The organism is Vibrio rotiferianus (assembly GCF_002214395.1).
GTDB lineage: Bacteria > Pseudomonadota > Gammaproteobacteria > Enterobacterales > Vibrionaceae > Vibrio > Vibrio rotiferianus.
In genome coordinates, this window is sequence record NZ_CP018311.1 from 126,619 (window position 1) to 151,003 (window position 24,385).

The window sequence follows — 24,385 nt, forward strand, 5'->3', positions numbered from 1 at the left end:
CAACACTTAATAATTACTAATTAGAAGGATACATAGTTTTGTCAAGCTATAATGGTAGTGTTGCGAAATTAGAAGAAGCATATTATTCAATATTAAAAAAAACCGATTTTTCAAGAATTTACTCAACCAAAAACCTTTCTGGAACTTTCCTAGCCTGCCCTGATGAGTCTTATTTTGAATCAAAGCGAAAAGTGCTGTTTATCGGGCAAGAACCTAAAACGTGGAGAATTAACTGCCCAATAAGACATGGTAGTAACGTTTCAAGAGAAATAATTAAGCAGTCAATGTCTGACAGTTTAATTCAAAGTAAGATGCCACCAGGGAAGCATAAGCTGCTAAGATTTTATAATAAATGCTCATCAGAACTTTCTGGGGGAGGGAAAGAATCAAGCTGTAGCGCTGTTTATTCCAATCAGTTCTGCATGAGTTACAACAGAAAGAGTCCCGAGAAAAGCACTGCGTTTTCAATGATAGCCAATCTCTCTAACCAATTGTTAAAGGCGCAATTTGATATTTTAAAGCCTGATGTGGCTATTTTTACTACGGGCTCATCCAGAGATTCACACCTTAAGAGCGCATTCATTTACTCAGATAGTAAGGTGATAGAGCCAAGAAGGCTGTGGTATTTTAAAGTAAATGAGACACATTGTTTCCGTATTAATCACCCCAGCGCACGGCAAGCATTGCAACTAGATTTAGAACGCTATCAAAATAAAGCAATTTTGGAAGCTAAGTTATGTGTACCTATATTCCAAAAAGAGAAGTAAGCATAGTAGACTTACAAAGATAGTAATAAGAATACCGTCCTGACACTATGCATGAAAGTCTTGTGATATACATTTTTTTGAGTGGCGAGCACCGTTTATTCGTTGTCACCACTAGGAAAAGTACAGCAACTTAGCAGTGCTGATTTAGCACAAAGTAGATGGGTTAATAAACTTTGGGGCAGAACCAATTTAGGACAACCTATCAGGCACCTAGTCACATCAAAGAGACGAAAGTGGCAAATTACATTCAGGTTAATTCAAATTACCACTAACGCTTGAGATTAAGAAGGAGCCGATTGGCTCCTTTAAAACTGCTTTATTCTTAGTTTACTTCGAACTCGACTGATTACTGCGCTCTATATGCTTCCATAACTTGTCACATAAGTCCGTCAATTCTTTAGTCAACGCCCAATCATCTGGGTGACTATTCATATAGCGAACAGCCTCTTTACAAAAGGTAACTTTATCGCGAATAGTACCAGTCCGACTTTTGCTGACTTCCTCAAAAAAGCTTTTCTCAAGATTAGTCGGTTTAGAGGTTACACAACGTTCTAATGCCTTGCCAATCCCTGTTCTCTTATGCTCATACGCTTTTTGAGTTAGCGTAGAAACGTCCAAAGTACAGTTGTTTGTCAGCTTCATCGCATTCCAGCGAAGTTTTGCTGTCTCTTGCATCACTTCCACAGGTATATAGTTTTCAATTTCTTTTAGTTTCAATTGATAGAACTGGTCTCCAAGGTGCTTCGATAGGTTCTCTGTTCGCTCCCCTTTCCAATCAATATCACCGTCAGCTAACAAGAAAATTTTGTTGTTGAGTAGATATGCACTAGTTTTTTCCATGTCTGCTTCATCATGGTTAAATGCCCAGTGAGTAATGTTCGCCCCCTGATACTCGACGAACACATAATGAAGATTCTCAAGGTAACTCTTCAAGCGCTCCACCCGCTCTGGTTCAGAGTCTTTTTCTTCCAACTCTTTAAGGAATTTAGCCATATAAGCACGCAGATAAAGCTTATCTGTTAAACCTTCAACCCAAATAGAACAGTTTGCTAGAAGAACTGAAGAAGCCCGTACACCTAACTCATCAAGTAGATCATTGAGTTCAGTGGAGCTACATGTAAATGTCTTGCCCTCACGCTGAGAGACTTGGTGTGTTGCTACATCACCTCTCTCAAGAGCCAAGTCGAGAAAGTGGTTAGAGTGAGTAGTCATAAAAAACATGTGGTGAGGAATTGACGCCAACGCCTCAATCAACGTTCGTTGCATACCCGCATGTAGATACTTTTCGGGTTCTTCAATAAAAAAGATGGTTGGCTCCTCAGCCATAAACACTTTATAAGTTAGAATTATGATGGCTTGAATGCCGTCACCTAGATTATAAATAGGGTACTCATCTTTATCTCCTTCTTTGAACCAGACTACATTGTCTTTAATTCTAGGGGTAATAGCGATGTCTGCCCCATAAAAAAATTGTTCACTGAGGAACTGTTCGAATTGCCGAACCTTTTCTCTTTGTTTGTGTGTACCTAACAAATGTTGTTTTAAATCTTCACTAATATCATGACCAGTAAAGATGAATTTAGTCGAAGCCGAATTATCTATATCACAACCCGGAAAGTAATCTTGAACAGTCCTAAGTTTGTAATGGTCTTCATCACTTATATGACGAAGGGTGCGAAGCGTAGGAATATAAATAGGCTCTTTATACCTATATGCTAAAGTATCGTTCAATAACCCAAGCTTTTTAGAATCTAGGTGGGGAGACACCAACTCATGAGCTTTAACTTCTAATTCGCCACCACGACCTCCGAACTCCCCTTCGGCTTTCCCTGCGATTCTTTGAATTAAATCTGCTATTGGTACTTCTGGAGTGGTTTCTTTAGCCTGAACAATCGCTGATCGTAATGCATTTCTATTATTAGTATACCGAAACCTAAGTTGCTCAATTTCATCTAAGTCAATGGCTTCCATTACCTGCTTGGCTGAAATCAAGTCACTACCAATTGACCAAGTTTTACTTTTATCTAAAACAAGCCTTAGTACTCTACTTTTACCTGAATTATTTGCACCGACAAAAAAGTTAAACTTCTGTACTCCGGATAAGCTCCACCCCTCTTCGTCTAAGTTGAAAACAAAGTCTGAGCTATGAGAAAGCTTGATATGATCAATCACATCTGATAAATCGGTTTTATATTCTTCTATTGTTTTAGTCATTATATTTTTTTACAAAAGCATCAATAAAAAAGGCACCCCATAGGATGCCTTAAACTTTTAAATCACCGCCTTCATGACGGTGGTAACTACTTTTCCTATCACCGCAAACTCATTGAGTTTCTCCTCGTTCACGATGAATGAATCATATTCTTCTTTATTGTCTGAAATCACTTCATAGCCTTCTGCCATGATGTCGTACTTCAGGCGCTTGATGTAAACGTGCTTACCGATACGAACAACATACACACCGTGCTTAACTGGGTGATCAAGCTCACGAATATCCACTAGAACTTCATCACCGTCACTCAACGTGTCTTCCATTGAGTCTCCGTGGCAGATAATGATGCGCGCTGTTTCTTCTGTTAAGCCAAAGCGCTTTAGCCACATACAAGGCAGGAATTCTGTTCTTAGTTGATACTCAGCGTCATTTTGAGCACCAAAACCACAAGAGGCATAAACGTTATAGACAGGTACAGCACACATATCCCCCATCTCAGAAGCTAGCTTTACTGATTTCACGTTAGACAGTTCTGTAACGTTATCTTTGTCATATTTCCGGCGAAGAAGCTTCATTTGCTCAATAAAGTTACTTATAGGCGTACCGCCTGGATTACTTTCTACAAACTTTCTCAGTTCAAGTTCCAAAGCTTCTTCTGTGAGCGTCGTGTGCTCCAGTATATCCGCAACTAAAGGCACAGCTGTTTTTTCCGATGGTGGGGGCAAATCCATTAGCTGTTGGGCTTCGTCTTTATCTGTGACGTACTTCTCAATTAGTTGTCTTTTTACATCAGGATGAAAATTAGAAATATGGTACTCCAAAGCTCTACTGCCAGTAGAGCTTTTTCTATTTAACCAATTGTTTCTTTTGGCTTTTTGGCTCACGCCCGTGGCTGAATTAGCCATACCTTCCAGCCCAACTAGTTCAGAACTTAAATACCACTCTCTCATACAAACACTTTTAAACAGTTGACAAACACTATGTGCAAGCGCAGGATATTCACACAAACAAACAATTATAAACGCACATTAACTCCGATATGTTTGCAGACGAACGGAGGTTAAGCGCGATTAACTAAGACTATACCACGTCAGTGGTTTAGTGGAAATGAGGCTAACCTTATGAATACTCAATATGCGTTGCACGCCGTATTTGGTGCACCAGTGGTCAAACTATCTGAGATCTCAGAAGAATATTTTGGAATGAAGTACGCGACTGCTAAAGGAAAAGTCAGCGCGAATGAATTTCCAGTACCTACCTTTCGCCTCCATGAAGAAACAGAAACAAACAAAGGTACTAAAGCACCTATTTTTGTTTCTGTTGATGACCTTGCCGAATATATCGACCGAAAAAAAGCAGAAGCAAAGAAGGAATGGGAATCCATTTACGGAAAGTTTGGACACCACTAATAAAAACGGCATTGAAGCAAAGCCTCAATGCCGAGTATGAAAACCAGTGCTTCGTTCCTATGTGCCTTCTTAGACTTTGGCGAGACTCAGAACACAAAAGAACAATTCAATAAACATGACTTTCATGTGTGAACTTACGTTCCTTTTTAGGATAGCTTTTCACACCCCTGCTGTCATCCCGCATTTGGTTTTCGCTTCACTTGCTACAAGGTGAGTATCGGATATGGAAGCGAATCAAGCAATGTGCGAGTTTTTAGGCTCTGCACAATACAACTTTGATGAAGCCTGTGTTGCCTTTTCAAGCCAACACAATATGAGTGACCTTGCTGACGCTCTCGGCATCAAACGCAACGTAATGCGCAATATGCTGAACCCTGAACAAGCAAGACTGCTGACTCCACCAATGCTTATTGCCATCAGTAAAGCAACGGATGACTACTCCATTGTTTACGCACTTCTTCGTGAGCTAGATATCGTAGCAGCACAACTCCCCCGAGATGCAAGTGAAGCAACCCAAGAAACGTTTTTAAGACGCGTATTAGAGAACTCGGAATGTGCCGGTGACTTCTCTCGTATGGCGCTTGAGCATGCAGGTGATCTGTACCTACCTCGCTCTATCAGAAACAAAATCATCAACCGAGCACAAAAAGGCATTAGCAACTTAGTGCTTTTAATCAATGACCTAGAAAACCGCTCTGGCAGCGCTCAACCTTTCTTCTCAATGGGAGTGGACTTTATTGCCAATGGAGCACCTATACCGGGTCTTTCTTAACTTTCTACAGGGGTGTAGCTATGGGAAATAATTCAAACTATCTAGAACAAATATTGATTAGCTCTTTTGAGCAAATCACTGATCGTTTTAATGCAAGTAGTGAAGAGCAACAGCACGAAATTCTTATCTGGCTTGATGCGATTGCTAAGAAACAAACGTTAATCGAAACACACCGCCCACAATCTGAGGTGATATCCGATATCAAAAAAGCGATGCAAGGCGATCGTGCTCGCGTGTTTTTTTCTCACTCTTTTGCGAGCTGGTATCGCTCTGGTCTACACGAAAAAGCAAAACCTCAACTGCACCACTGGTCGCAGCTTGATATGAGCAACCGCCATTTGTATTTGGAGATGCTTGGCCTACGTGACCTTGGCCGTTGGAACGATGAAGAGCTATTTCAGTTCGAACAGTACTGCTTAGAAGTGATTGGAGGTTAATCATGGAAACACAATCAATCAATATCCAAATTTCCACTATTGATGAGGCACTTCATTGGCAAAACGTGGCGATTCTTAACATCAATAAATTCCGCTCTAACCCTGTAGAGGGACAAGAGAACTTTCAAAGCAACCTAATACGCATGTGGAATGATATTCATGCACAAGCCGGATTAGCGCTTATTGCAATGCAACAAGAAGTAAAGGGGGCGTGATGGAATACTTCGCCCTTCGATTATTTGGTGATGGCGCTATGAAGCGCCACGCCAAAACATTTGAACCTGAAGTAACTAAGCTTGGTGACTTTGATTCATTAGAAGATGCCGTAAAGCAAGCTTGCGCTCAGTTAGATTGTAATCACCTACTCCGCGGCATTCTTAGTCAGGGTGAAGGTGCTGGCGGCTACATGATTGTCGATGCACAGGAGTTAACCGAAGTATGAACCTCACAGAAAAGCAGCAGTACCAGCGCCAGTACTACCAGAAAAATCGAGAGACCATTTGTGCGAAAAAGCGCAAACAATACAAGCGCAAAACTCAGCTTAGTAGCGGGCCTAAACAAAAACGAAAGACTAGAGCAACCTCTCCGAATATTGCAGCTCCAGCACCAGCTACTTGCCCAGTAAAACTGGTGAATAAGATGCCAGAGAAAACTCGCCACAGAATCGAAGATATTCAGCTCGCGATAGAGTTGGGTATTTCTGTAGATGAGCTTTAAAGGCTTCGGATGTGATCGTTCTAAACGAAATCAATTTGTAGAAAGCCGCATTTGCTAGGCCAATAATGCGGCAAAGAGAGGTGAATATGTCTGTTGAAGATGTCGAATACTGCCCTGCTATTTCTATTTATGACAAAGGGGTAAGAGCAACCAGCCCTACTCATATGCCTTGTCCTGATATGGAGGGGCTATCTGATTTTGACCCAGTAAAAACAGAGCGCTCATTGAATCGTATGGAAGTGCTGAGGAAGGAGTTAGGGCTGAATAAGCGCCAGAGACAGAGCAGTAAAAATGGGCCTCTTAATTATATTTGCACTGAAGATAAGTGCTTAGACCCTTGGGAAATCAAGAGTAAGCCGAAAAACAAAACTAAGACAAAAGCTGACACCGATACAAGGTGGCGAACAAGACTAGCTGTTAAAGCCAATAACCTTCCAGATCGATCAGTACAACGCCCAGGGCAAAATGAAACAACACAACACTAATCTCAATAATCCACTTAATCGGCTCCCTAGCAATATTCATAGGGAGCTGATGGCGTATTTGGAAAACAAAAAAGGTACATCTCAACTTGAGTTCATCAATGGTGAGTGGGTGCATGATGGTAAGAAAACACCAAGAGAGCGAGTGTTTGAATTTGCTTCTACCACAGCCAACAAGCTCAAGCTACCTTTTGATATTCGTAATTATATAGATAAGGCTGCTGCTAGCCGCTTGCGTAAATATGGTTTCAAAAAAGCAATAGACTTTATTGAGAAACGAAGTTCTGCTGCAGCCGCGGCATTCTCAGTAATACCTGAGCCTTGGTGGAAAGTAGATAATGAAATTAAGCGAGCTAAGTTAGCCGTTGAGATGGCAAGCCGTTGCGGTAATCGTGTGCGCCTAGCAGCCGAGAAAGGACTCTCGCCTATGGCAACTCTTTCCTTTGTGAATGAGTTCGTTGGAGCATCTTTGTGGCTACCTCAGTTCACTTATGTAGAAGATGATGAGCAAGCTTATTCAGCAATTGTACGTTTGATGGACGACGGCTTTTGGCGTAGAGCAATTGGTAGAATCAGTGTGGCTGTATTTGAGAATGCTCGCCGCGCTGCTGGCATGGTATCACCACATAGCTCACCTTATGCTTCTATCTCTGCCTGTGAATGGCTAACCATTCGCCAAGACAGACAGCGAGAATGGATTGAGCTTATGGCAATTGAGTCAGAGAGCGGCGAAACAATAGATCTACAAACTGTGGTTGATTCATCACAAAGCAACCCCGCTAACCGCCGCCATGAGTTGATGACTCGTATTGCTGGATGCCAAGAATATGCAGAAAGTAACAATCACATCGCGGTATTCATTACGATGACCTCCCCTAGTCGCTTCCACCGCTTAAAGCAGCACGGAAAATACTGGATTGAAAACCCTAACTTTGACGGCAGTACTCCTAAGGATGCTCATGCTTGGTTAAGCAAAGGCTGGGAGTTATTCCGCGCTTGGGCGGATTACCGCAATCTAACCTATTACGGAATGAGAGTTGTTGAACCCCACCAAGATGGAACACCACACTGGCACGGCGTGTTTTTTATGCCATTAGACCAAGCAAAAGCATTCATCGGTGGCCTTCAAAATTATCAATTCCGCGAAAAGAAAGACTTATTCTTTGATAACGGAACCCCAAAGACCAAAGCAATGAAAGCTCGCTTTGATGCAAAATTTATCAGTGAAGAATCTGGCGGTGCTGTTGCGTATCTAGCTAAATACATCTCGAAAAACGTAGATGGTCATGCCCTTGAGGGTTTGACCGATACCGACAATAGACGAGCAAAGTTACAGGATACGGTGAAGAACGTAACAGCCTGGTCGCGCACATTCTGTTTTCGTCAGTTCCAGTTTCAACGCACACCACCTGTAACAATTTGGCGAGAGCTTCGCCGTATTGATGAAGAGCAAGAGTTTTGCTTGTTCGAAAAAACTCGTAGAGCTGCTGATAACGGCTTCTTTTCAGTTTATATGGATTACATGGGCGGTCACCGACTAAGTGCATCTATGCGTCCAATAAAGCTACTCAAGAAAGAACGTGAAAACAAATACGGTGAAATTGTCACTGCAACCGATGGACTTGAGGGCTCAGGGCTTGTGGTGTTTACCCGTGAGACTGAGTGGAAGTTAGTTAAAAAAGCCTCCGACTTGTCGGAGGCTTCTGCAGGGAGCGGGAGCGACCGACCTTGGTCCAGTGGCAATAACTATAGAATTCCACCCAAAAGCCAAAAAATTATCGATAACTTCTTTTTGGAACAAGAGTTAAACCGCTCCGATCCAGAATGGGAGGAGTTCATTAACCGGGAAAATGCTCCCTTTGACTACATTAAAGCAATCAAAACAGACTGTTTGAGGTAGGTATAAGAGTTCCTGTGAATAGAGCTAATTCTGTCGTTCATTACTTAGGGGTGGGTACTGAGCGAAAATACTAGGATTAAGGAGAAACAAAATGCTGATCACCTGCCCTAAGTGCGAAAGTAAAGCCAGAATTGCAACCTCACGAGCGATTACCAAAGAGACTCGTGAGGCTTACTGCCAGTGTCTAAACCTAAACTGTGGAGTTGCTTTCACCACTCTAACCTCGGTACACAAAATCATTGAGCAAACAAGTAAGAAGCCTGACCCTGAACTACAACCAGAACTGTGCAAAGGTGACTTAAACCAGATAGATATGTTCGCTGCAGGAGAAATGTGAAGTATACGACAAATTAATTCCAATTCCGTTTTCATCTTCTCATATGCGGAGTTAAATATCTGAAACAAAAGACAATAAGTAATTGAAGGTAACCGAGTGTTAAAAAGAAAGAAAACCGAGGACTTGAGCAACACCGAAGAGATGACTCACTTGCTACGTCGTGCATCAGCGCTCGCAGAGAGAAAAAACGTAGAAGGGCTAAAAGATCTAATTCGTACTATCTGGCGCAGATTACAGTCTAGACAAATGCTAGAGCCTTATTTAGTAGACGACCATCAAGCAACGGGCTGTATAGACTTGGTAATTGGAAGCTTTGGTGAATTACACTCTTGTTATGCAGGAAGGGTTGATACCTATATTTCATTGTCTGAACCCATCATTACATTTCCGTGGCATCCAGAGCGAATTATTAGAAACTTAGGAAGCATCGGTCCTGATAGATTAATGGGAAACTTTAAACCTTCTACAAACCACTCAGTAAACTATTACTGGCCCATTATGTTGGGACAGGTTACTGGAGGAAATCACTCTATAGCACAAGGGATAATCATGGGGGAAGGTGAAGTCAAGGTCGAAGACTGGTACAACTTAGCACCCTTACTCAATAAATATCGTAACAATGGGCATGCTTGGATATGCCAAGAACGCAATGAGATAGTGAAATACTGCGACTGCCCAGAGTTAGGCATGGCATGGGAAGTAAGCCGCTTTTTAGCTGACATGATTAATCCACCTTTTACCCAAATAGATAAAGCTGCACAATAGTAAAGATCATCTTTCTCCAAAAAACGCAAAAAAACGATCTCGGACGATCTCTAAAACTACAATCTAAAACAGTCCTTGATGTAGTTCCCACAAGGGCTGTGGTCAAATAAACCTACCGAAATGAATTGCGCCTCTGATTGCGCAAAATTGCAGTGTTGAATTTTGGTGTGGAGGGAGGGGTGAGCCGACGCAAGCCCCAAGCGCCTCCCCCACTACCGAATTTTCCTCATTCTGCGAAATTCTGATTTTTTCCTTGGGTTTGGTGGGTTTTCTGATGTGGGAACGACAATACGAGCACGGACGATGGAACGGGCATAAGCTCAACATCCTATCGACGGCCATTGATGGCGGTCAGCGTCTGCACGTTGTTGAAATTCCTTATAAAGACCTGCCACACATCAAGGTGATGGGCAGCAAGGCCCGTACCTTCAACTTTGAAATCGTCTTTGTTGGCACGAGCTCCCTTGCAGATGCCAATGCCTTTATCGCGAACTGTGAAGCCTCTCCAGAAGGCGAACTCGAACACCCTTGGCTTGGTGAGTTAAAACTCGTCTACCAATCTTATTCCCAAAATATCAGCACCAAGCGCGGCTTGGTCACGCTTAGCCTTTCTTTCGTGCGTGCCGGCATATCTCCAACTATCTCTGCGCCAAGCATTGTGAGAACTAGAGAGCAGGCCAGCGCCGTCGAAAAAATCTCGACTAAGGTGTTCGTCAAAGATGTGGAAGAAATGAGCGTAGCTGAAATTGCTCAAACTCAAGATGATTTCACCAAGATGCATGATGCCCTGGTAGACATCACCAATCGCCTTGATTTGGATGATGAGAAGAAGCAGGACATCAACAACGCACTAAACACAGCCTACTCAGCGATTAGCAGCATCAGCAATGACCCTGAAGACTTTGCCAGCCTTATGAGCATCGCTGTGGATGCCGTTGCGGAAGGTGTGCAGCTAGAGCCTGACTCAATCAGCGAAGCCGCAAATCATGCGCGTTCGGCTCAGGCGTTCATGCTGGGGTTGATGGGAGAAGAAGCACCCAGCACTCACTACAACACTCAATTGGTGACTGCCGCGGTCAAGATGAGCGAAAACCTCACTGAGCTTGAAGTGGTTGACACTTACGATGTAACCGCATAGGGGGAGAAATGAATAGCAATGTCATTTTAAACGACCTCAACGCCCTGCTATCTGCGCTTGATACCAACATAGGAGAAGTAACAGCCAACTCTACATTAGAAGCTCTGGAGCTGTACGAAGGTCTGACTTCTCTCAAAGGCAACGTACAAACTCAGCGCGATAAAGTCATTGCAGGTATTACGCCGCACCGAACCGTGGTGAAACCAAAGTACACCTCAGCACTAGTCCTCGCTCATGATGAGCAAAGTAGTGAAGCAATGGTGACGGCTTTGAACGCATTGCAACATCCGCTCTTTATGCGTGGTGATATTGCCGTGAGGAATGTGAAATGAAGAAAGTCACATTACTTATCAACGGTAACCTTGTTCCGTTTTACTCGGCATCATTGAACTACTCTGTAGAGCAACTCGCACACACCTTCAGTGCAGACATTCCGCCGATGAGCATTACCTCACCTTTACCTGTTGAATTTCGCTTGGATGATAAGCCAATCCTAACCGGGCAAATTGATGATACTGACTCAAGCACTGAAAGCAGCGCTCACAAACTAACAATCACTGGCCGCTCCAGAAGTGCCAACATGATTGATTCACGTATCACTATGGATGCGCTCTATAACCAGAACGTAGCCAAGCTGCTGGCAAACATCGCGAAACCGTTCGGGCTGTCGGTACAAAGCTGGATAGGCGCCATGCCCCTGGTTGATGAGTTTCAAATTACGGCTGAATCACCCGTTGATAACATTGCTCAAATCATCCGTGAGCAGGGTTACATGCTGATTGAGCGCAACGGTGTTCTAACCATTGAGCACACGGCTCACGCAACCATTCAAGGTATTGGCCTACAGGTGGGTAAAAACATCGAAAACCTTGGTATTAAGCGCACCTTTCATAAGCAGTTCTACCACACGGAGGTTCAAGGTGCGTGGGATGATTCATACGCTGTCATCACCAACCCTAACGTGAATAAGCAAAGAGTCATGGTGATCATCTGTGACCAATTACAAAACGCAAAGGCCTGTTTTTCTCGCGCCAGGTATGAACGTGACCTCGCCATAGCCGAAAGCCTCACCGCAACCAGCACGATTGCTGACGTGTTCCAAGAGCTTGCCATTGATGGATTAAACCGAGTGATACGAGTGATGGATGAGCAACAAGGTTTTAACGAAATGCTCGTAATTAAAGCTTTAAGCCTATCGGTATCCGAAAGCTCAGCAAGTACATCGATTGAACTATTCAGACCATTTAAGGAGCAGAAGTAATGCATAGCTCCATCGCGCAAAAGCAGCAGCAACAACGGCTAATGGCGCGTATTAAAAACATTACCGGAACAGGAACCGTGACAGGCGCAACCACCGGAATGCTGCAAATCAAAACTGCCACCGGTCGTACGAACGACAAGATAAAGCGCGTGCACAACTACGGATTTATGAGCCGCCCTTTAGTGGGCGCCAAAACCTACAACCTGTTTATTGGCGGGGTGACGGCTCGTGGTGTGACCGTAAATGTGGAAGACGAACGCCACCAAATTGAACTAGAGCCAGGTGAAGTGGCAGTACTGGACGATAAAGGCAACCTCGTCCACTTCACCAATAACGGCATCAAAATTAACTCAATGGCGAAGATTGAGGTCACCTCAACGCAAGAAACCTCGGTAAAAGCACCATCAGTTTCAATAACCGCACCAGAGTCATCATTTTCAGGTGATGTAAGCATAGGCGGAAGTTTATCTGTGACGAAAAATATCAGCGCAACCGGCGCTGTTGGTGGTAAATCAGGGACGTTTGGTGGGGTAAGTGTCGAGAAGCATACACACAACTACCAAGATGATGGAGCAAGCAAAGTAACACAAGGGCCCAATCAATGAACCGCTTTAACCTTAACGCCCTAACCTCCCCCATTAGTTCAAGAGAGGGGATGACCCACGCCGTACAACAAAGTGTTCATAACTATGCTGAGTCTACTCAGAACGATAGAGCAAGAATGGACAACGACGAGCGCGGCGGTACTTGGAGCAACGAATTACTGAACATTGTCGGCTCACGTGATTGGACACTTAAGCGCGATAAAGTCACAGCTCAAACCATCAGCTTAGCCAGGCGTTTTTATCAAGATGCCCTGCAATGGCTGATTGATGAAGGCTACGCCAAACGCATTGATGTCACCACATGGGAAGAAGCACCTAATGTCATGGGACGAAACGTTATGATCACCTTAACCGATGGAACCAAGTTTGAGGTTGAGCTATGAGCACTCAACGCAGCCTGAAATACCTAATTGACCGAGCCAAAGCGACGCTCATAGCGAAAACAGGTCAAAACAACCCTGCTATTGATGCCATCGCCAGTGCCATTGCAGGTGTTAGCTATGGGCAGTATGGCTATCAAGACCTGTTGTTTCGAGAGCTACACCCAGAAAGCTGTTCGGAGGCTTGGTTATACCTACATGCAACAAGGCATAAAGAGCCTCGCTTACAACCTCAGTTCGCTACGGGGCCAGTGAGCTTTTTCCAGACAGGGGCGGTCGTGACCATCCCCAAAGGTCGAGTACTGGTTGATGATGCCGGAAACGAATACAAAACCGTTCGTGAGCAACATAGCGACGAAGCGGTAGCGGTCATCGCGCTTAAAGCAGGTACGGATAGCAATCTACCCAACGGGGCAAAGCTTAAGCTGACAGAAGCACTCAACGGCGTAGACCCAAACAACATTGTTAGCCTCGGCATTAGTGGCGGTAGTGGCATTGAAGAGCTTGAACACTGGCGAGGCCGCGTAGTTAATGCCTTCAATAAAAACCAAATGATCGGTAAACGTGAAGACTATGAGTCATGGGCGATTTCTGCTCATGCTGATGTCGATTTTGCTTGGGCACTCGATAACACCCCAAAGCGCGGCATGGTTGAGGTTTATATAGGTGCGAGAAATAACAACCCTGCCGTCAGTGATGAAGTGATGAACCTGGTCCAGCAAGCATTTGAGACAAACCGACTTGCAGGTTGTCACCCATTTGCTCATCAACCTCAGAAAATGCCGATTGATATTGAGATCCAGGGCATTGAAGACGAAAGCGTACGTGAAGATGTTATCACCGCACTGGAAGACTTAATCAAAGGCAAGATGGGAGTGATCGATGAAGATACGCAAAAACCGGAATCAATTACCCCAACGGACATCACTCTGGTGGTAGCAGAGATTACCAGTGGTTTTATTCTCAAAGCGCCACTTGATGAAGTGACCATTGAGAACAATCAAATTCACACAATAGGAGGCGTAACATGGACACCTCCGACTTAATCATTGATTACAGCGAGAGCGACTTTGCTGACTCTATCCGCGCACTATTACCCAAAGGCGATTACTGGCAAGAGGTCGAAAACAAAGAGCTGACCAGCCTGATTGAGGGCATGGCACAAGACTTCAAAACCACGCATGACGAAGTAGAGCTATCCCTACTTTCAGAGTTTAAAGATGATCTCTTTGGCTGGAAAATCAATGACTATCAAGCCCTGCTGTTTGAAGTGGCAGGAAAAGAAAGTGGCACGGTTTACGACGACGTAGCAACACCAAACCTCATTTATGTCTCGCTTAAGTCATCGTCACGCTCAAGCGCCGGGGATGCATGGAAAGCCTTTGAAGATAAGCGGCTACCGCATACTGATATTCAATGGCTCTACAACAACGAGACCACGCTTTACATGCAAGCCGTTAACTACCAAGTCACGCGAAATATTCATCAATACGAAATATGCCCAACCATCGAGCACTTTACTGGGCTTGCAAATGCGCGGCATATCCGGACAACACATACACACGAGGTAACTCAATAATGGCGCTAGTAATTACAGATGCAGGTCGAGCTGCATCCGTTCGTGCCGGTGATCTGGGTGTCGAGTTTAAAATATCTCACATCAGTATCGGCACAGAAGGTTATACACCAACTGAAGACCAAACCGAGCTACGCGCGGAAATCATCCGCAAGCCTGTGATTCGTGGACGCATCATTAAAACAGGCCATCTTCACTTTGAAGCCGACTTCGTTGGAAAGGAAGAGTTTGAAGGCAAAGAGATCGGTTACCACTTAGACGATGAAGCCCAAACTCTATTTGGTGTGGACAGTGACGATGGCAAAGTGATGACTCTAAAGCGTGCTAACTCCATCGTAACTGAGGTGTTTGACCTAAATCTTTCAGCATCACGCATCGACAATATTACCGTCGAAGTGGCAACCATGCCTTTTGCTGATGAAGAAACACCAGGCATCGCAGAAGTAGCAACAATAGAGGAAGTAGCCGCTGGTGTTGATGATGAGCGAATAGTAACAGCAAAGAAGTTAAGCGCAGCGTTAAGCAGAAATAACAAACCAAACTTCATCGAAACACAAGATGATGATATTGCGCTTAATAAGCTGAATGTTTTTAAAGTCATCAAGCCGATTCAGCTACCAGAAGCCAGCGAAGATTGCATTTGTCGCGTGCTCGTACTTGCTGCGGTGACAGAAGAAAACAAGCAGCCATTTACCGCTCCGAACCGCAAAAAAATCACAGTGCTTTCGACAGGCGAACAGCACGAAACGACGAACATTGTTACCCGCAATGTTCAATACACGTTTAAGTCTATTGACGGGGAATGGTACGTATGAGTGAAGTAGATTTAGCAAATCCAGCGGCGAGCACTGGCGGAATTAAAATTAAGAACATTGTTGGTAATGGTATGAACCCTTTCATTCAGGGCGGGGATGATAGGGAGATTAATTGCTATGAAAAAGTCGACATACAAAGAAACTCCGCTTACACCATGACCATAAATGCTGTTGAAGGTGGCCGCGTAATGTTGACGGGTGTGAACTTAAATTACCAAGCCGGATTACAAAAACTAATGGTCGATGGTGTTGATATGATGGCGGATATAACTGGCACTTCCGACACATACCAGCTAGACGACACTACATCTGCTTGGACAGCATATAGCGCCATCGCTCGTCTAGTTTCTCAGGGGTATTTTGTAGGACGTACGATAGAGATGCATTTTTTTAATGCTTCTCCAACCTATGTATCAACGCTGTGTATGTCGTGGTCTGACGTGGAGTAACAACATGCAAATCAAATTTTTAGTAAATGACGTAGAAGTATCTGAAAAGCCTCAAAACGGCGAACAATACGTAGAAGAACGCTGGGTAAATGGTCGATGCGCGGTAAGAATTGAAGCTACAGCGACAACACCTGAGCAACGAACTCAACAAAAGATTGAAGAAGAAAAAGCATGGCGTAATCAAGAGTTGGCTTACATCGACAGTCAAAGTTACGGAGAGTCATTTCCTTACTTCACTCAAGTAGAAGACTATAAGCAAGCCCTGCGAGACTATCCTATGCAGCCGGACTTTCCTTACGGTGACAGGCCCGTGCGCCCAACCACGCCAAGTGGCTCACAAATAATCAACTAACTGTAAAACCCAGCATTCCGCTGGGTTTTCTTTATCCGCTTCTATATCCCATCGCTAGAAATCCAACCGCTACCCTTTAAAACTCAGCACTTTAGACTGGTTTATGGGGGCACTATTCACAAGCTACGAGAGAAATTAAATGAACGAAACTGGAGCAAAACCGCTTGTCGTATCACTGTTAGATGCCACCGGGATAAAGAAAGCCGTCACCTCTATTTTATCCACTATGGTGAGTTTTGGTGTAGATGATATCGCGCAGTTAATAGCCGCGGCAGTAGGTATCGTCACCGGCATTATGGCGATTAAGCATTACGCCGTATCCATCAAGCTCAACAAAGCGAAGCTCGCTAAATTAAACGCTCAAGAGGATGGTGCCGCATGACTCTTAAAACCAGAGCGATTCAGGGTACGGTTTGCGCTGTCGCTTCCATACTTGCCATTGTCTTTAATATTGACTCAGAGCTGAGCGTGAGCGAAAACGGCTTGCGTCATATCGCTAATGAAGAAGGATGCCGGCTTAAAGCCTACCAATGCAGCGCCAATGTTTGGACTGTCGGGCTCGGCCATACCAAAGGCGTAACAGAACACACCAAGATTACTGAACGTCAAGCAGCAGAGAAGTTTGTTGAAAGCGTTACTGCGGCTGAGAAGGTGGTTAAAAAGTACATCACTAAAACGCCAAAACAAGGCGAATACGACATGATGGTGAGCTTTGTTTATAACCTTGGGGCAGGCAAATTCAAAAGCTCTACTCTCCTTAAGAAGTTCAACCAGGGCGACAACATTGGAGCATGTAAACAATACCCTAGATGGATTTACGTAAATGGTAAGAACTGTCTCATTGTCGAAAGCAACTGTGGTGGCATTCCCAAACGCAGAAACAAAGAACAACACGTCTGTTTGAATGGGTGGTGATCATGTTAGCAAGCCACCTCACGTTAGTTAAAAACCTCGGCGTCGTTGCTGCTTTTACTGCTATCGCTTATCTCTCTTATGACTATGGCGTAACGACCACTTTAGCCAAAGCCCAACAAGAGCAGAATGCCCTGTTTGATAAGTATGAACAAAAGCAAGATGAAGCCTTTACCCTAGCAGTTATCCTTGCCAAGCAACAGCCTGACATCCGAATTCAATATCGAACCATAGAGAAAAAGGTAATTGAGTATGCCCAAGAAAATACTAATAAGCAGTGCATTGCTAATGATGCTGACTGGCTGCACATCCGCGCCGAGTCCGTGCGAGCGCATAATAGAGCAATCGGTATTCAGCAACCCGCCACCGTCACTGATGGTACCACCGCAACCACTCCATACCAGCGAGATGCCGAAGTCTTAGCCGAAGATGTAGCGAATTTCCAAACCTGTACTGAAAATGCTCAACGCTTGAGGTCATTGCAATTGTGGGTTGAAGCACAGCTGCAATGACTTTGAATTGATTCATGCGCAATCTAATATCTTTGATAATGTGTGACTTAACCGTATGTTAAACACGCATTATCGCCAAGCTCGAATTTGGACAAAATCTTATTAGATTAATCACTTAAATTAGAAAATGCGGACAATTTTTGGTATCCGAAAGTCGCGTAGGGAAACGTCCAGTCTTGCTGGTACAGCTCGCAATTTATTTCTTGAGCTTACGCCGTTAACCAAGAGGTGCTCAAAATCCTTGGTTGTTAGTGATAGTAAACGATATCTCGTTTTGTTCAGGATTAATCGAAGGCAATTAAAATTGCTTTGACGCCTGCGTATAAATTGTGAATTGAAGTCAGCTTGAGCCCCATTTTTTTACGCATTAAGTGTTTTAAAACCAATAAATTGAGTGACCCATCAACATTATGAATCAATACACTGTTAATCATATTGCATTACAGGCCTTTAATGTGAGTTAATGACCAATTAGTATACAATATGCATAAAGGAATGGTTGTAATATGAGACAATTTGGACCGCTAGTTACAGTATTAATCGCTACCCTTTCATTATCTGGTTGCCAATCTACTATTGATGATGTCGCAAATAACATAACAAATACACTCCAAGATATTGGGAACCTAGGTGAGGAACGAGCTAAGCCCGCCGACTATGCAGAATGGCACGAGTCAGGCGATCAGTATTTTTACCAAGTTAAGATTTCGGCAAAGGTACCCCTTAAGGAGTTTCGAAAGCGGGTTTATTATACCCTATCTCATAAGGACGGAACGGCATCCGAAGTGATGTTTCATTCGACCATCTATGATTTTGACAAAAATAGCCTAAATTTCTTTGACAAAAGTAATGCTTATAACTCGTTCGTCAACTCAAAAGAGTTGGGTGCGGGCAAAATGATTGAATATTACACGCCTTGGCTTGATATGAGATTTACCACTGAAGGTGATTATCACGTATTCACTGTCACTCCAAGAGAGATCGAGATTGGTGAAGGCCGCAAGGGTAACTTTGAGCGAGCGCTCTATTTTAACAACGGAGCCAAGGTCGAAAACTATCAATTTAATTTTGAGAAATTTGGGAAACAGGTCAATTCAAAACTGAAAAAGCTAGAGGGAATCGCCATCTCAATTCCCGCGACAACACGTTATAATGGGAGTATCACATTATCTAACGATGATGTCACCGCTTTTGCAAATATACAGCGCCTCCACAATTCTACATATTTGAGCTCAAACAAGAAAAATGACTCAGAGAAGTCTGGCGTCTTTAGAACAAATGAAGGTGACGTTTTATTCCACTTCTCTCTGTACCCGTACAAAGGTGTGTCTAAGGTTCAGTATGATTTCTCACTGCCTTCCATTCAAACGTACTACAGCTTCCGAAATGGAAAGTCGACGCCTTACAAGGACGATCTAGATAAAAACTACAATAAGGTCGTCTTGAAGAGTGCACTATCGTCATTTAATGACTAAGCCCTTTCTATTAATATTTTAGCCAAAAGAACGAAATGCCAGCTTGTGCTGGCATTCTTTTAAAGCATTGACTTAAAACAAACTTTAAATTAGCCACCACAATAGTCAGATCTATATTAAGAGAAGCGGACAACTCGGCGTTTGCTCGAACACCTTAAGCACACAAACAATACCGAAGAACAACAGATGTTCAACCGTAAATTTGTTGAACGAAGCCAATAATTAAAAACAAATCTATCTAAGCTCGATACTAAGCAACTTCGAGTTTTTTATACTCATTCTCACTGATAACTTTTTGCCCCACAAAGTCATTCAACTCTTTCATGGAGTCAATCAGGGGCAATAACTCATTCTTGTGAAATAACCAATCCACTTTGTTTAAGTCCAGAGACGTGATGCTCTCACGACGGACGCTCATCAGCTCAATCGGAACACGGTGGAGGGCTAACACATCATTCATGGTTTGGTTCTTTACGTCCTTAAACGTGTCTTTCGCTTCTACCTGAGCAATCGGCTTCAGTTCTGGTGGGTTGGTGTCCTTCCCCTTAGCATTGACAAACATATTTTTGAACGCCATGCCGTCTTTCGCCTTGAGTTTGTCTTTGATTTCTTGCTCTTGCTTTGGGGTCATGTTCGGATCGTTCATATAAAGCAGATAGCCAGCATGGTTACCATTACGGTAATACTGACGACGGAAGAGCGTGGCATCATCATTCAACCAAATGGAGGTTAGCCCACTCACATGTGCCGGCAAGCCGTAAATCTCTTGGGCAATATCGTAATCACAAAGGTGGAACACCTGACCATGTTTAAAGTCGATTCGTCCGTCATCGTCGTACTCTTTGGGTTTGTACGTCCAACCTAAATCTTCACGGCGTCGCATATATAACGCTGGAAGGTGTTTAAGTTTGACCACCTGACCTCGCCCCCCAAAATTACGAATTACCTGCAAATAGCCATTCCCAAAGGTTAAGTAATCTTGTGACCAGCGCTTTAAGTCTTGGCGAGAGAGCAAACCACTTAAGGTGATCGCATACACCAAAGTATTGCGCTTAAACTCAATCGCACTGGAATGCATGGGATTCACTCGTAGAGCCTTTGCTAACGTATCAAGCGGGATAGGTGGCTCGTACAATCCATCAATCAGCGCGGTTTCTAAGTAACTGAGTATGTCACTGTTCATCACGCTCACAGGGTTCGAAAATTCAATTTCAATCACTTTGCCTCTCCACGGTTTGGCTTAGAAAATCTCAACGGTGGTGTCATCGTCGGTATTAATATCAATCGGCTCCCAACACATCACATGCATTGAAGCCCAAGCAAGGTCAGCATGTGAGCCAATCTTACTTCGGTTAGAAACAAACGTTACTTGGTTGCTAATGTTGGTCGTCTGCTGTCGGATCATCAGGAAGGAATGCACCAAGTCATCCCACTCGGCATCAAACTGCAATCGACCATTGTTAATGATTTCTCGCGCCTTATACGCCATCATCCGTTTAACTTCGGGCGAGTAGTTCAGCTCAAGCAACGCGGGGTAGAACTTACGCACCAGTTCCGCAACCGCGGAGCCAACCCCGCTTGTATCTATAGCTAAATGGACAACATTGTATTTTTCGGTAATAGCGCGAATGGCTTCTGCTTGCTGCTCATAGCTAGAGCCTTTGAGCCTCACTCGTTCAATCAGCCTGAACATGCCGCCTTTACGTCTTGGCTTGAGAGAAACCACCAAGCCAGCATCGTCTGAGCCGTCCCCGGTTCCGCCGCCTCTTGGGTCATAGCCCACCAATACCTCTGCACTACCAACAGGGTGCGCTTTTTCATGGTCCACATCATTCCAAAGTGACGTATCTGTTTTACAGCCCAGTAGCGCTTTAAGAGAGAAGAACGAAGCGCTGTCATCCAAAAACTTACAACGTAGCAAGTTATCGAATACCTCTTTAACTGGGTATTTGCGCTTCAGCTTATCCATGTTGAAGAAGTTCGCACCCTTGGCTATCGCATCATCGACGGTGATCATCTGACGAAAGATAAAATCTTCCCCTAACGCACCATTTTTTAGTGCCTTGTGGCTGATGTCGATATTGTGCTCTTTCTTGCCTTCCCATTTCGGGTACGCCTCGTGAGCCATAGTCGAAGGGGTAGAAATATATGTGGTGCGGAACTTCGCTTGGATAGACATACCACCCGCGTAGTCGTCCAGCTCGGCAAAGCGAGGGATCCAAAAAACCTCATCCCAATACATGTGACCGTTGAAGCCCTGAGATGTCGACACGTTCGTCGACATGAAGCCAAGTTTGGCACCATTACTCAGTTCGAGGTCGTCTTTACCCTTAAGGTCTACATCACCAATCTCTAGAGCAAACTTCCGAATGTAGTTCTTGAAGATGTAAGCCTGTTTCTTAGAGGCCGAGATAAACACCTGGTTATCTCCGTTAAGCACGGCATCCTCAAAGGCTTCAAATGCAAAATAAAACGTGAGACCAATCTGGCGAGACTTAAGGTAAAAGCGAATCTCATTGATCGCATCATCTTGCTTGTGCCGGTGGATCTCTTTCTGGTACTCAAAAAACGTCTTCTCACGATACTCATCCAACATCTCTTTGGTGATGTGAGAGATATCGTTTTTGACCTTGTTTGCTTTGCGTCCTCGCTTGTTCTCCCCTTCCCCACTTCCAGCAGGTCGGCTGCGCTTTTTATCAGCTTCCACTCGCTTGTAGTGCTGGTCTAGCAGCATCTTCAGTTCACGTTCTTGACACTCTAGTTTGTGGTCAATCCACATCAAGTAAGCAATACGTTGACGCAGCATCAGCTCTACGGGCGAATCATCCCGCATTTTTTTCCAGCCAAAGCGTGAAATCCACTGCTGTACAGTGCGCGTGGCAACGTCTACCTGCTCTGCAATCTCGGCAGGTTTATATTGGCGCAAGTACAACCCCAGCGCTTGGGTCTGCGCATGGGTGTAGATTGGCTCATTCTCAGTAACTACATTGGTATCCATGCTTGCATAGTGCTACAGGCTCCGTAATTACTCAGCCTGAGCGGTTTCTATATCAGAGTTCTAGAATCACCATGAATACAAAAAGATAAGGGCATTCGTTAGATTGGAGTCATCGAATTTAGGAGAGAAATGATGTTCAAGTCTGAGCCAATTTGTATTTTGAAGGCAGGCCCAACCGTCGATGGGCGTGAGGTGCCACAGCAGGTTATTGATGACATTGCTGAAACTTACGACCCGAAAAAGTACAACGCTCTAATCAACGAAGAGCACTTTCAATGGAGCTGGAAATACGGCTCAGTCTTGTCTACTGAAAAACGAGATGATGAGCTTTGGGCAGTCATAAAGCCTAACTCAATGCTTCTACGCACTGTTGAAAATGGTCAGTTACTGCATACGTCTGTTGAGTATCAAGAGGACTTTGGCAAAACAGGTAAAGCCTACCTCACAGGCTTAGCGCTGACTGACAACCCTGCTTCTCTTGGCACTACGCAAATCCAACTGTCAAATAAATCTGCTGACAAAACCTATGTGTCTACAGGGCAGACCGTGAATTTGTCTTCTCTCTCTGTGCAGGACTCTGAACACTCAGAGCAAAGCCTATTTAACAAATTTAAATGCTGGCTCAACGGCAATAACGCTGATGAGCAGCTCTCTCAACAAGAGGATGAAACCGAGATGAGTAAAGAAACTGAAGAGCTGCTTAAGCAAAGCATTGAGCAGAACAAAGCGCTAAACAGTCAGTTAGGTCAGCTCGTGACTTGTCTGTCAGCTAACAACAAGCAAGAAAGCCAAGAAGAAGGTTCTGATAATACTGGCGATGACGCCGAACTCACCAAGCTAAAGAGCCAGGTAGAAACCCTTTCAAACCAAGTTGGTGAACTGAGCGGCACAATCGAAAAGTTCAGCAAACTTACTGACGAAGATGAGCGTCAAGCAGCGGGCTCAGACGGCGAAGAAGAACTGTATCTATAACGCGTTCTTTCTCAACCAATAACGAATTCAATTAGGTAGTGAAATGGATAGAAAAACAGAAACGAAGCTGAGTGCTTACATTAAAAAGGTCGGTGAACAAAATGAAGTAGCCGACCCAACTCAGAAGTTTAACGTAACCCCAAACGGCACCCAGAAAATCATCGCTCAAATCCGTGAGAGCAACTGGTTCTTAGGCAAAATAAACGTTGTGCCGGTTAAAAACCAGAAAGGCGAATCTATCGGCCTTGGTGTTACAGGCATGATTGCCAGCCGTACCGATACCTCTGGCGAAGGTGAGCGCAAACCGACAGACTTTTCAAGTATTGGCGCTATGCCATACATGTGTGAACAAACCAACTTTGATACGGCAATACGTTATGAAAAGTTAGACGCATGGGCACACGACAAAAACTTCAACAAGATCGTCTCTTCTGAAACACGTAAACAGATTGATGCTAATAAAGTCACGATTGGTTGGTATGGCGAGCGTGTTGCGAAGACCACAGACCGCGCAGCTAATCCACACGGTGAAGATGTCAATATCGGTTGGTATCAAGCGATGCGTGCTCACAATGCTGACCGACTGATTTCAGAAGTAGTAGAAGGCTCTAGCAAGATCCGTATCGGTGAAGGTGGTGATGGTTCAGCAGGCAAAGAGAAAGGTGATTTTATCAACCTTGATTTAGCCGTGCTTAACGTTAAAACGCTGCTTCACCCTGCCTGTGAAGACGACAGTAACTTAGTCGCTATTATCGGTTCTGATCTGCTTGGTTACGACAAAGCCAAGTTCTACGAAGCGCACGGCAACACGCCAAGCGAAAAAGGCAAGATCCAAGAGCTTCAAGTCATTGGAACCTATGGTGGACTACCCGCTGTAAAAGTACCGGGCTTCCCTTCAACGGGCATCATGGTCACTAGCTACGACAACCTATCTCTATACATTCAGATTGATTCAGTACGTCGCTCTGTTGGCAAGAAAAATGACGCCAAAGACCAGGTGGAAAACTTCGAATCAATGAACATGGCTTACGTCATTGAAGAGTTGGGCAAAGCGGCCGCTGTCGAGTTCAAAAACGTCAAGCTCTGGATTAACGGAGCATGGGTATAACCCTTAACTAACACCCCCTCAATGCGGGCGTTAA

Annotated in this window: 31 protein-coding genes; 27 read left to right on the top strand and 4 right to left on the bottom strand. The window is 44.2% G+C overall.

The window, feature by feature from the left end; genetic code table 11:
• Positions 1-38 precede the first annotated feature (38 nt).
• A complete protein-coding gene (locus BSZ04_RS00690) occupies positions 39-767 on the top strand; it encodes a hypothetical protein (RefSeq protein ID WP_088879199.1) in 729 nt (242 codons plus the stop codon).
• Between the two features lie 327 nt (positions 768-1,094).
• On the opposite strand, the gene BSZ04_RS00695 is transcribed toward BSZ04_RS00690, so the two are convergent.
• Positions 1,095-2,981, bottom strand: coding sequence for an AAA family ATPase (locus BSZ04_RS00695; RefSeq protein ID WP_088879200.1), 1,887 nt, complete (start codon positions 2,979-2,981; stop codon positions 1,095-1,097).
• 57 nt (positions 2,982-3,038) lie between these two features.
• The gene (locus tag BSZ04_RS00700; protein WP_231896283.1) at positions 3,039-3,884 is read right to left on the bottom strand and encodes a helix-turn-helix domain-containing protein; all 846 of its coding nucleotides are present in this window, start codon (positions 3,882-3,884) and stop codon (positions 3,039-3,041) included.
• A gap of 216 nt (positions 3,885-4,100) precedes the next feature.
• Here BSZ04_RS00700 and BSZ04_RS00705 point away from each other — a divergent pair, with 216 nt between their 5' ends.
• From BSZ04_RS00705 to BSZ04_RS00815, 24 genes are all read left to right on the top strand, one after another.
• Positions 4,101-4,388: a pyocin activator PrtN family protein gene (locus tag BSZ04_RS00705; RefSeq protein ID WP_088879202.1), complete on the top strand. Its 288-nt coding sequence runs from the start codon at positions 4,101-4,103 to the stop codon at positions 4,386-4,388.
• Positions 4,389-4,611: 223 nt separating this feature from the next.
• Positions 4,612-5,160 (top strand): phage regulatory CII family protein, encoded by a 549-nt coding sequence (locus BSZ04_RS00710; RefSeq protein WP_088879203.1) that lies wholly within the window; start codon positions 4,612-4,614, stop codon positions 5,158-5,160.
• Positions 5,161-5,180: 20 nt separating this feature from the next.
• Complete coding sequence (locus BSZ04_RS00715) at positions 5,181-5,597, top strand: hypothetical protein (RefSeq protein ID WP_088879204.1); 417 nt, start codon at positions 5,181-5,183, stop codon at positions 5,595-5,597.
• A gap of 2 nt (positions 5,598-5,599) precedes the next feature.
• A complete protein-coding gene (locus BSZ04_RS00720) occupies positions 5,600-5,812 on the top strand; it encodes a hypothetical protein (protein ID WP_088879205.1) in 213 nt (70 codons plus the stop codon).
• Positions 5,812-6,039: a hypothetical protein gene (locus BSZ04_RS00725; RefSeq protein WP_088879206.1), complete on the top strand. Its 228-nt coding sequence runs from the start codon at positions 5,812-5,814 to the stop codon at positions 6,037-6,039. The genes BSZ04_RS00720 and BSZ04_RS00725 overlap by 1 nt, the downstream gene beginning before the upstream one ends.
• Positions 6,036-6,314 carry a hypothetical protein gene (locus BSZ04_RS00730; RefSeq protein WP_088879207.1) on the top strand — a complete coding sequence of 93 codons (279 nt, stop codon included), beginning with the start codon at positions 6,036-6,038 and terminating at the stop codon, positions 6,312-6,314. Before BSZ04_RS00725 ends, BSZ04_RS00730 begins: the two co-directional genes overlap by 4 nt.
• Positions 6,315-6,400: 86 nt before the next feature.
• Positions 6,401-6,799 carry a hypothetical protein gene (locus BSZ04_RS25120; protein WP_197697121.1) on the top strand — a complete coding sequence of 133 codons (399 nt, stop codon included), beginning with the start codon at positions 6,401-6,403 and terminating at the stop codon, positions 6,797-6,799.
• Positions 6,780-8,696 (top strand): replication endonuclease, encoded by a 1,917-nt coding sequence (locus BSZ04_RS00740; protein WP_088879208.1) that lies wholly within the window; start codon positions 6,780-6,782, stop codon positions 8,694-8,696. Before BSZ04_RS25120 ends, BSZ04_RS00740 begins: the two co-directional genes overlap by 20 nt.
• 91 nt (positions 8,697-8,787) lie before the next feature.
• Complete coding sequence (locus BSZ04_RS00745; protein WP_088879209.1) at positions 8,788-9,033, top strand: Ogr/Delta-like zinc finger protein; 246 nt, start codon at positions 8,788-8,790, stop codon at positions 9,031-9,033.
• 96 nt (positions 9,034-9,129) lie between these two features.
• Positions 9,130-9,798 carry a DUF6710 family protein gene (locus BSZ04_RS00750; protein ID WP_088879210.1) on the top strand — a complete coding sequence of 223 codons (669 nt, stop codon included), beginning with the start codon at positions 9,130-9,132 and terminating at the stop codon, positions 9,796-9,798.
• Positions 9,799-10,072: 274 nt separating this feature from the next.
• The gene (locus BSZ04_RS00755; protein ID WP_231896284.1) at positions 10,073-10,936 is read left to right on the top strand and encodes a DNA circularization N-terminal domain-containing protein; all 864 of its coding nucleotides are present in this window, start codon (positions 10,073-10,075) and stop codon (positions 10,934-10,936) included.
• Positions 10,937-10,944: 8 nt separating this feature from the next.
• The gene (locus tag BSZ04_RS25165; protein ID WP_231896285.1) at positions 10,945-11,268 is read left to right on the top strand and encodes a hypothetical protein; all 324 of its coding nucleotides are present in this window, start codon (positions 10,945-10,947) and stop codon (positions 11,266-11,268) included.
• Positions 11,265-12,197 (top strand): phage tail protein, encoded by a 933-nt coding sequence (locus BSZ04_RS00760; RefSeq protein WP_088879211.1) that lies wholly within the window; start codon positions 11,265-11,267, stop codon positions 12,195-12,197. The genes BSZ04_RS25165 and BSZ04_RS00760 overlap by 4 nt, the downstream gene beginning before the upstream one ends.
• Positions 12,197-12,802, top strand: a complete 606-nt coding sequence (locus BSZ04_RS00765) for a phage baseplate assembly protein domain-containing protein (RefSeq protein WP_088879212.1) — start codon at positions 12,197-12,199, stop codon at positions 12,800-12,802. The genes BSZ04_RS00760 and BSZ04_RS00765 overlap by 1 nt, the downstream gene beginning before the upstream one ends.
• Entirely contained in the window at positions 12,799-13,185 is a 387-nt protein-coding gene (locus tag BSZ04_RS00770; protein ID WP_088879213.1) for a phage GP46 family protein, read from the top strand. Before BSZ04_RS00765 ends, BSZ04_RS00770 begins: the two co-directional genes overlap by 4 nt.
• Entirely contained in the window at positions 13,182-14,228 is a 1,047-nt protein-coding gene (locus tag BSZ04_RS00775; protein ID WP_088879214.1) for a baseplate J/gp47 family protein, read from the top strand. The genes BSZ04_RS00770 and BSZ04_RS00775 overlap by 4 nt, the downstream gene beginning before the upstream one ends.
• Entirely contained in the window at positions 14,210-14,761 is a 552-nt protein-coding gene (locus BSZ04_RS00780; RefSeq protein ID WP_088879215.1) for a hypothetical protein, read from the top strand. Before BSZ04_RS00775 ends, BSZ04_RS00780 begins: the two co-directional genes overlap by 19 nt.
• Positions 14,761-15,573, top strand: a complete 813-nt coding sequence (locus BSZ04_RS00785) for a hypothetical protein (RefSeq protein WP_088879216.1) — start codon at positions 14,761-14,763, stop codon at positions 15,571-15,573. Before BSZ04_RS00780 ends, BSZ04_RS00785 begins: the two co-directional genes overlap by 1 nt.
• Entirely contained in the window at positions 15,570-16,022 is a 453-nt protein-coding gene (locus tag BSZ04_RS00790; RefSeq protein WP_088879217.1) for a hypothetical protein, read from the top strand. Before BSZ04_RS00785 ends, BSZ04_RS00790 begins: the two co-directional genes overlap by 4 nt.
• 4 nt (positions 16,023-16,026) lie before the next feature.
• Positions 16,027-16,374 carry a hypothetical protein gene (locus tag BSZ04_RS00795; RefSeq protein ID WP_088879218.1) on the top strand — a complete coding sequence of 116 codons (348 nt, stop codon included), beginning with the start codon at positions 16,027-16,029 and terminating at the stop codon, positions 16,372-16,374.
• 139 nt (positions 16,375-16,513) lie between these two features.
• Positions 16,514-16,756 (top strand): hypothetical protein, encoded by a 243-nt coding sequence (locus BSZ04_RS00800; RefSeq protein WP_088879219.1) that lies wholly within the window; start codon positions 16,514-16,516, stop codon positions 16,754-16,756.
• Positions 16,753-17,289, top strand: a complete 537-nt coding sequence (locus tag BSZ04_RS00805) for a lysozyme (protein ID WP_088879220.1) — start codon at positions 16,753-16,755, stop codon at positions 17,287-17,289. The genes BSZ04_RS00800 and BSZ04_RS00805 overlap by 4 nt, the downstream gene beginning before the upstream one ends.
• Positions 17,290-17,291: 2 nt before the next feature.
• On the top strand, positions 17,292-17,798 hold the full coding sequence (locus tag BSZ04_RS00810; protein WP_088879221.1) for a hypothetical protein: 507 nt from the start codon (positions 17,292-17,294) through the stop codon (positions 17,796-17,798).
• Positions 17,799-18,304: 506 nt separating this feature from the next.
• Positions 18,305-19,273, top strand: a complete 969-nt coding sequence (locus BSZ04_RS00815; protein ID WP_088879222.1) for a hypothetical protein — start codon at positions 18,305-18,307, stop codon at positions 19,271-19,273.
• Positions 19,274-19,523: 250 nt separating this feature from the next.
• Here the strand turns inward: BSZ04_RS00815 and BSZ04_RS00820 are convergent, their stop codons facing one another.
• The gene (locus BSZ04_RS00820) at positions 19,524-20,492 is read right to left on the bottom strand and encodes a phage portal protein (RefSeq protein ID WP_088879223.1); all 969 of its coding nucleotides are present in this window, start codon (positions 20,490-20,492) and stop codon (positions 19,524-19,526) included.
• Between the two features lie 21 nt (positions 20,493-20,513).
• A complete protein-coding gene (locus tag BSZ04_RS00825; RefSeq protein WP_088879224.1) occupies positions 20,514-22,271 on the bottom strand; it encodes a terminase large subunit domain-containing protein in 1,758 nt (585 codons plus the stop codon).
• Positions 22,272-22,403: 132 nt separating this feature from the next.
• Here BSZ04_RS00825 and BSZ04_RS00830 point away from each other — a divergent pair, with 132 nt between their 5' ends.
• Both BSZ04_RS00830 and BSZ04_RS00835 read left to right on the top strand, forming a co-directional pair.
• A complete protein-coding gene (locus BSZ04_RS00830) occupies positions 22,404-23,243 on the top strand; it encodes a GPO family capsid scaffolding protein (RefSeq protein ID WP_088879225.1) in 840 nt (279 codons plus the stop codon).
• 43 nt (positions 23,244-23,286) lie between these two features.
• Positions 23,287-24,351, top strand: coding sequence for a phage major capsid protein, P2 family (locus BSZ04_RS00835; protein ID WP_088879226.1), 1,065 nt, complete (start codon positions 23,287-23,289; stop codon positions 24,349-24,351).
• The last annotated feature ends 34 nt before the right edge of the window (positions 24,352-24,385 follow it).

Coding starts and splice junctions, on each gene's coding strand:
- BSZ04_RS00785 (WP_088879216.1), top strand. CDS start 14,761: ATGGCGCTAGTAATTACAGATGCAGGTCGAGCTGCATCCGTTCGTGCC.
- BSZ04_RS00770 (WP_088879213.1), top strand. CDS start 12,799: ATGAACCGCTTTAACCTTAACGCCCTAACCTCCCCCATTAGTTCAAGA.
- BSZ04_RS00780 (WP_088879215.1), top strand. CDS start 14,210: ATGGACACCTCCGACTTAATCATTGATTACAGCGAGAGCGACTTTGCT.
- BSZ04_RS00730 (WP_088879207.1), top strand. CDS start 6,036: ATGAACCTCACAGAAAAGCAGCAGTACCAGCGCCAGTACTACCAGAAA.
- BSZ04_RS00775 (WP_088879214.1), top strand. CDS start 13,182: ATGAGCACTCAACGCAGCCTGAAATACCTAATTGACCGAGCCAAAGCG.
- BSZ04_RS00705 (WP_088879202.1), top strand. CDS start 4,101: ATGAATACTCAATATGCGTTGCACGCCGTATTTGGTGCACCAGTGGTC.
- BSZ04_RS25165 (WP_231896285.1), top strand. CDS start 10,945: ATGAATAGCAATGTCATTTTAAACGACCTCAACGCCCTGCTATCTGCG.
- BSZ04_RS00760 (WP_088879211.1), top strand. CDS start 11,265: ATGAAGAAAGTCACATTACTTATCAACGGTAACCTTGTTCCGTTTTAC.
- BSZ04_RS00710 (WP_088879203.1), top strand. CDS start 4,612: ATGGAAGCGAATCAAGCAATGTGCGAGTTTTTAGGCTCTGCACAATAC.
- BSZ04_RS00805 (WP_088879220.1), top strand. CDS start 16,753: ATGACTCTTAAAACCAGAGCGATTCAGGGTACGGTTTGCGCTGTCGCT.
- BSZ04_RS00795 (WP_088879218.1), top strand. CDS start 16,027: ATGCAAATCAAATTTTTAGTAAATGACGTAGAAGTATCTGAAAAGCCT.
- BSZ04_RS00800 (WP_088879219.1), top strand. CDS start 16,514: ATGAACGAAACTGGAGCAAAACCGCTTGTCGTATCACTGTTAGATGCC.
- BSZ04_RS00700 (WP_231896283.1), bottom strand. CDS start 3,884: ATGGCTAATTCAGCCACGGGCGTGAGCCAAAAAGCCAAAAGAAACAAT.
- BSZ04_RS00765 (WP_088879212.1), top strand. CDS start 12,197: ATGCATAGCTCCATCGCGCAAAAGCAGCAGCAACAACGGCTAATGGCG.
- BSZ04_RS00715 (WP_088879204.1), top strand. CDS start 5,181: ATGGGAAATAATTCAAACTATCTAGAACAAATATTGATTAGCTCTTTT.
- BSZ04_RS00810 (WP_088879221.1), top strand. CDS start 17,292: ATGTTAGCAAGCCACCTCACGTTAGTTAAAAACCTCGGCGTCGTTGCT.
- BSZ04_RS00695 (WP_088879200.1), bottom strand. CDS start 2,981: ATGACTAAAACAATAGAAGAATATAAAACCGATTTATCAGATGTGATT.
- BSZ04_RS00790 (WP_088879217.1), top strand. CDS start 15,570: ATGAGTGAAGTAGATTTAGCAAATCCAGCGGCGAGCACTGGCGGAATT.
- BSZ04_RS00745 (WP_088879209.1), top strand. CDS start 8,788: ATGCTGATCACCTGCCCTAAGTGCGAAAGTAAAGCCAGAATTGCAACC.
- BSZ04_RS00825 (WP_088879224.1), bottom strand. CDS start 22,271: ATGGATACCAATGTAGTTACTGAGAATGAGCCAATCTACACCCATGCG.
- BSZ04_RS00815 (WP_088879222.1), top strand. CDS start 18,305: ATGAGACAATTTGGACCGCTAGTTACAGTATTAATCGCTACCCTTTCA.
- BSZ04_RS25120 (WP_197697121.1), top strand. CDS start 6,401: ATGTCTGTTGAAGATGTCGAATACTGCCCTGCTATTTCTATTTATGAC.
- BSZ04_RS00755 (WP_231896284.1), top strand. CDS start 10,073: ATGTGGGAACGACAATACGAGCACGGACGATGGAACGGGCATAAGCTC.
- BSZ04_RS00835 (WP_088879226.1), top strand. CDS start 23,287: ATGGATAGAAAAACAGAAACGAAGCTGAGTGCTTACATTAAAAAGGTC.
- BSZ04_RS00830 (WP_088879225.1), top strand. CDS start 22,404: ATGTTCAAGTCTGAGCCAATTTGTATTTTGAAGGCAGGCCCAACCGTC.
- BSZ04_RS00740 (WP_088879208.1), top strand. CDS start 6,780: ATGAAACAACACAACACTAATCTCAATAATCCACTTAATCGGCTCCCT.
- BSZ04_RS00725 (WP_088879206.1), top strand. CDS start 5,812: ATGGAATACTTCGCCCTTCGATTATTTGGTGATGGCGCTATGAAGCGC.
- BSZ04_RS00720 (WP_088879205.1), top strand. CDS start 5,600: ATGGAAACACAATCAATCAATATCCAAATTTCCACTATTGATGAGGCA.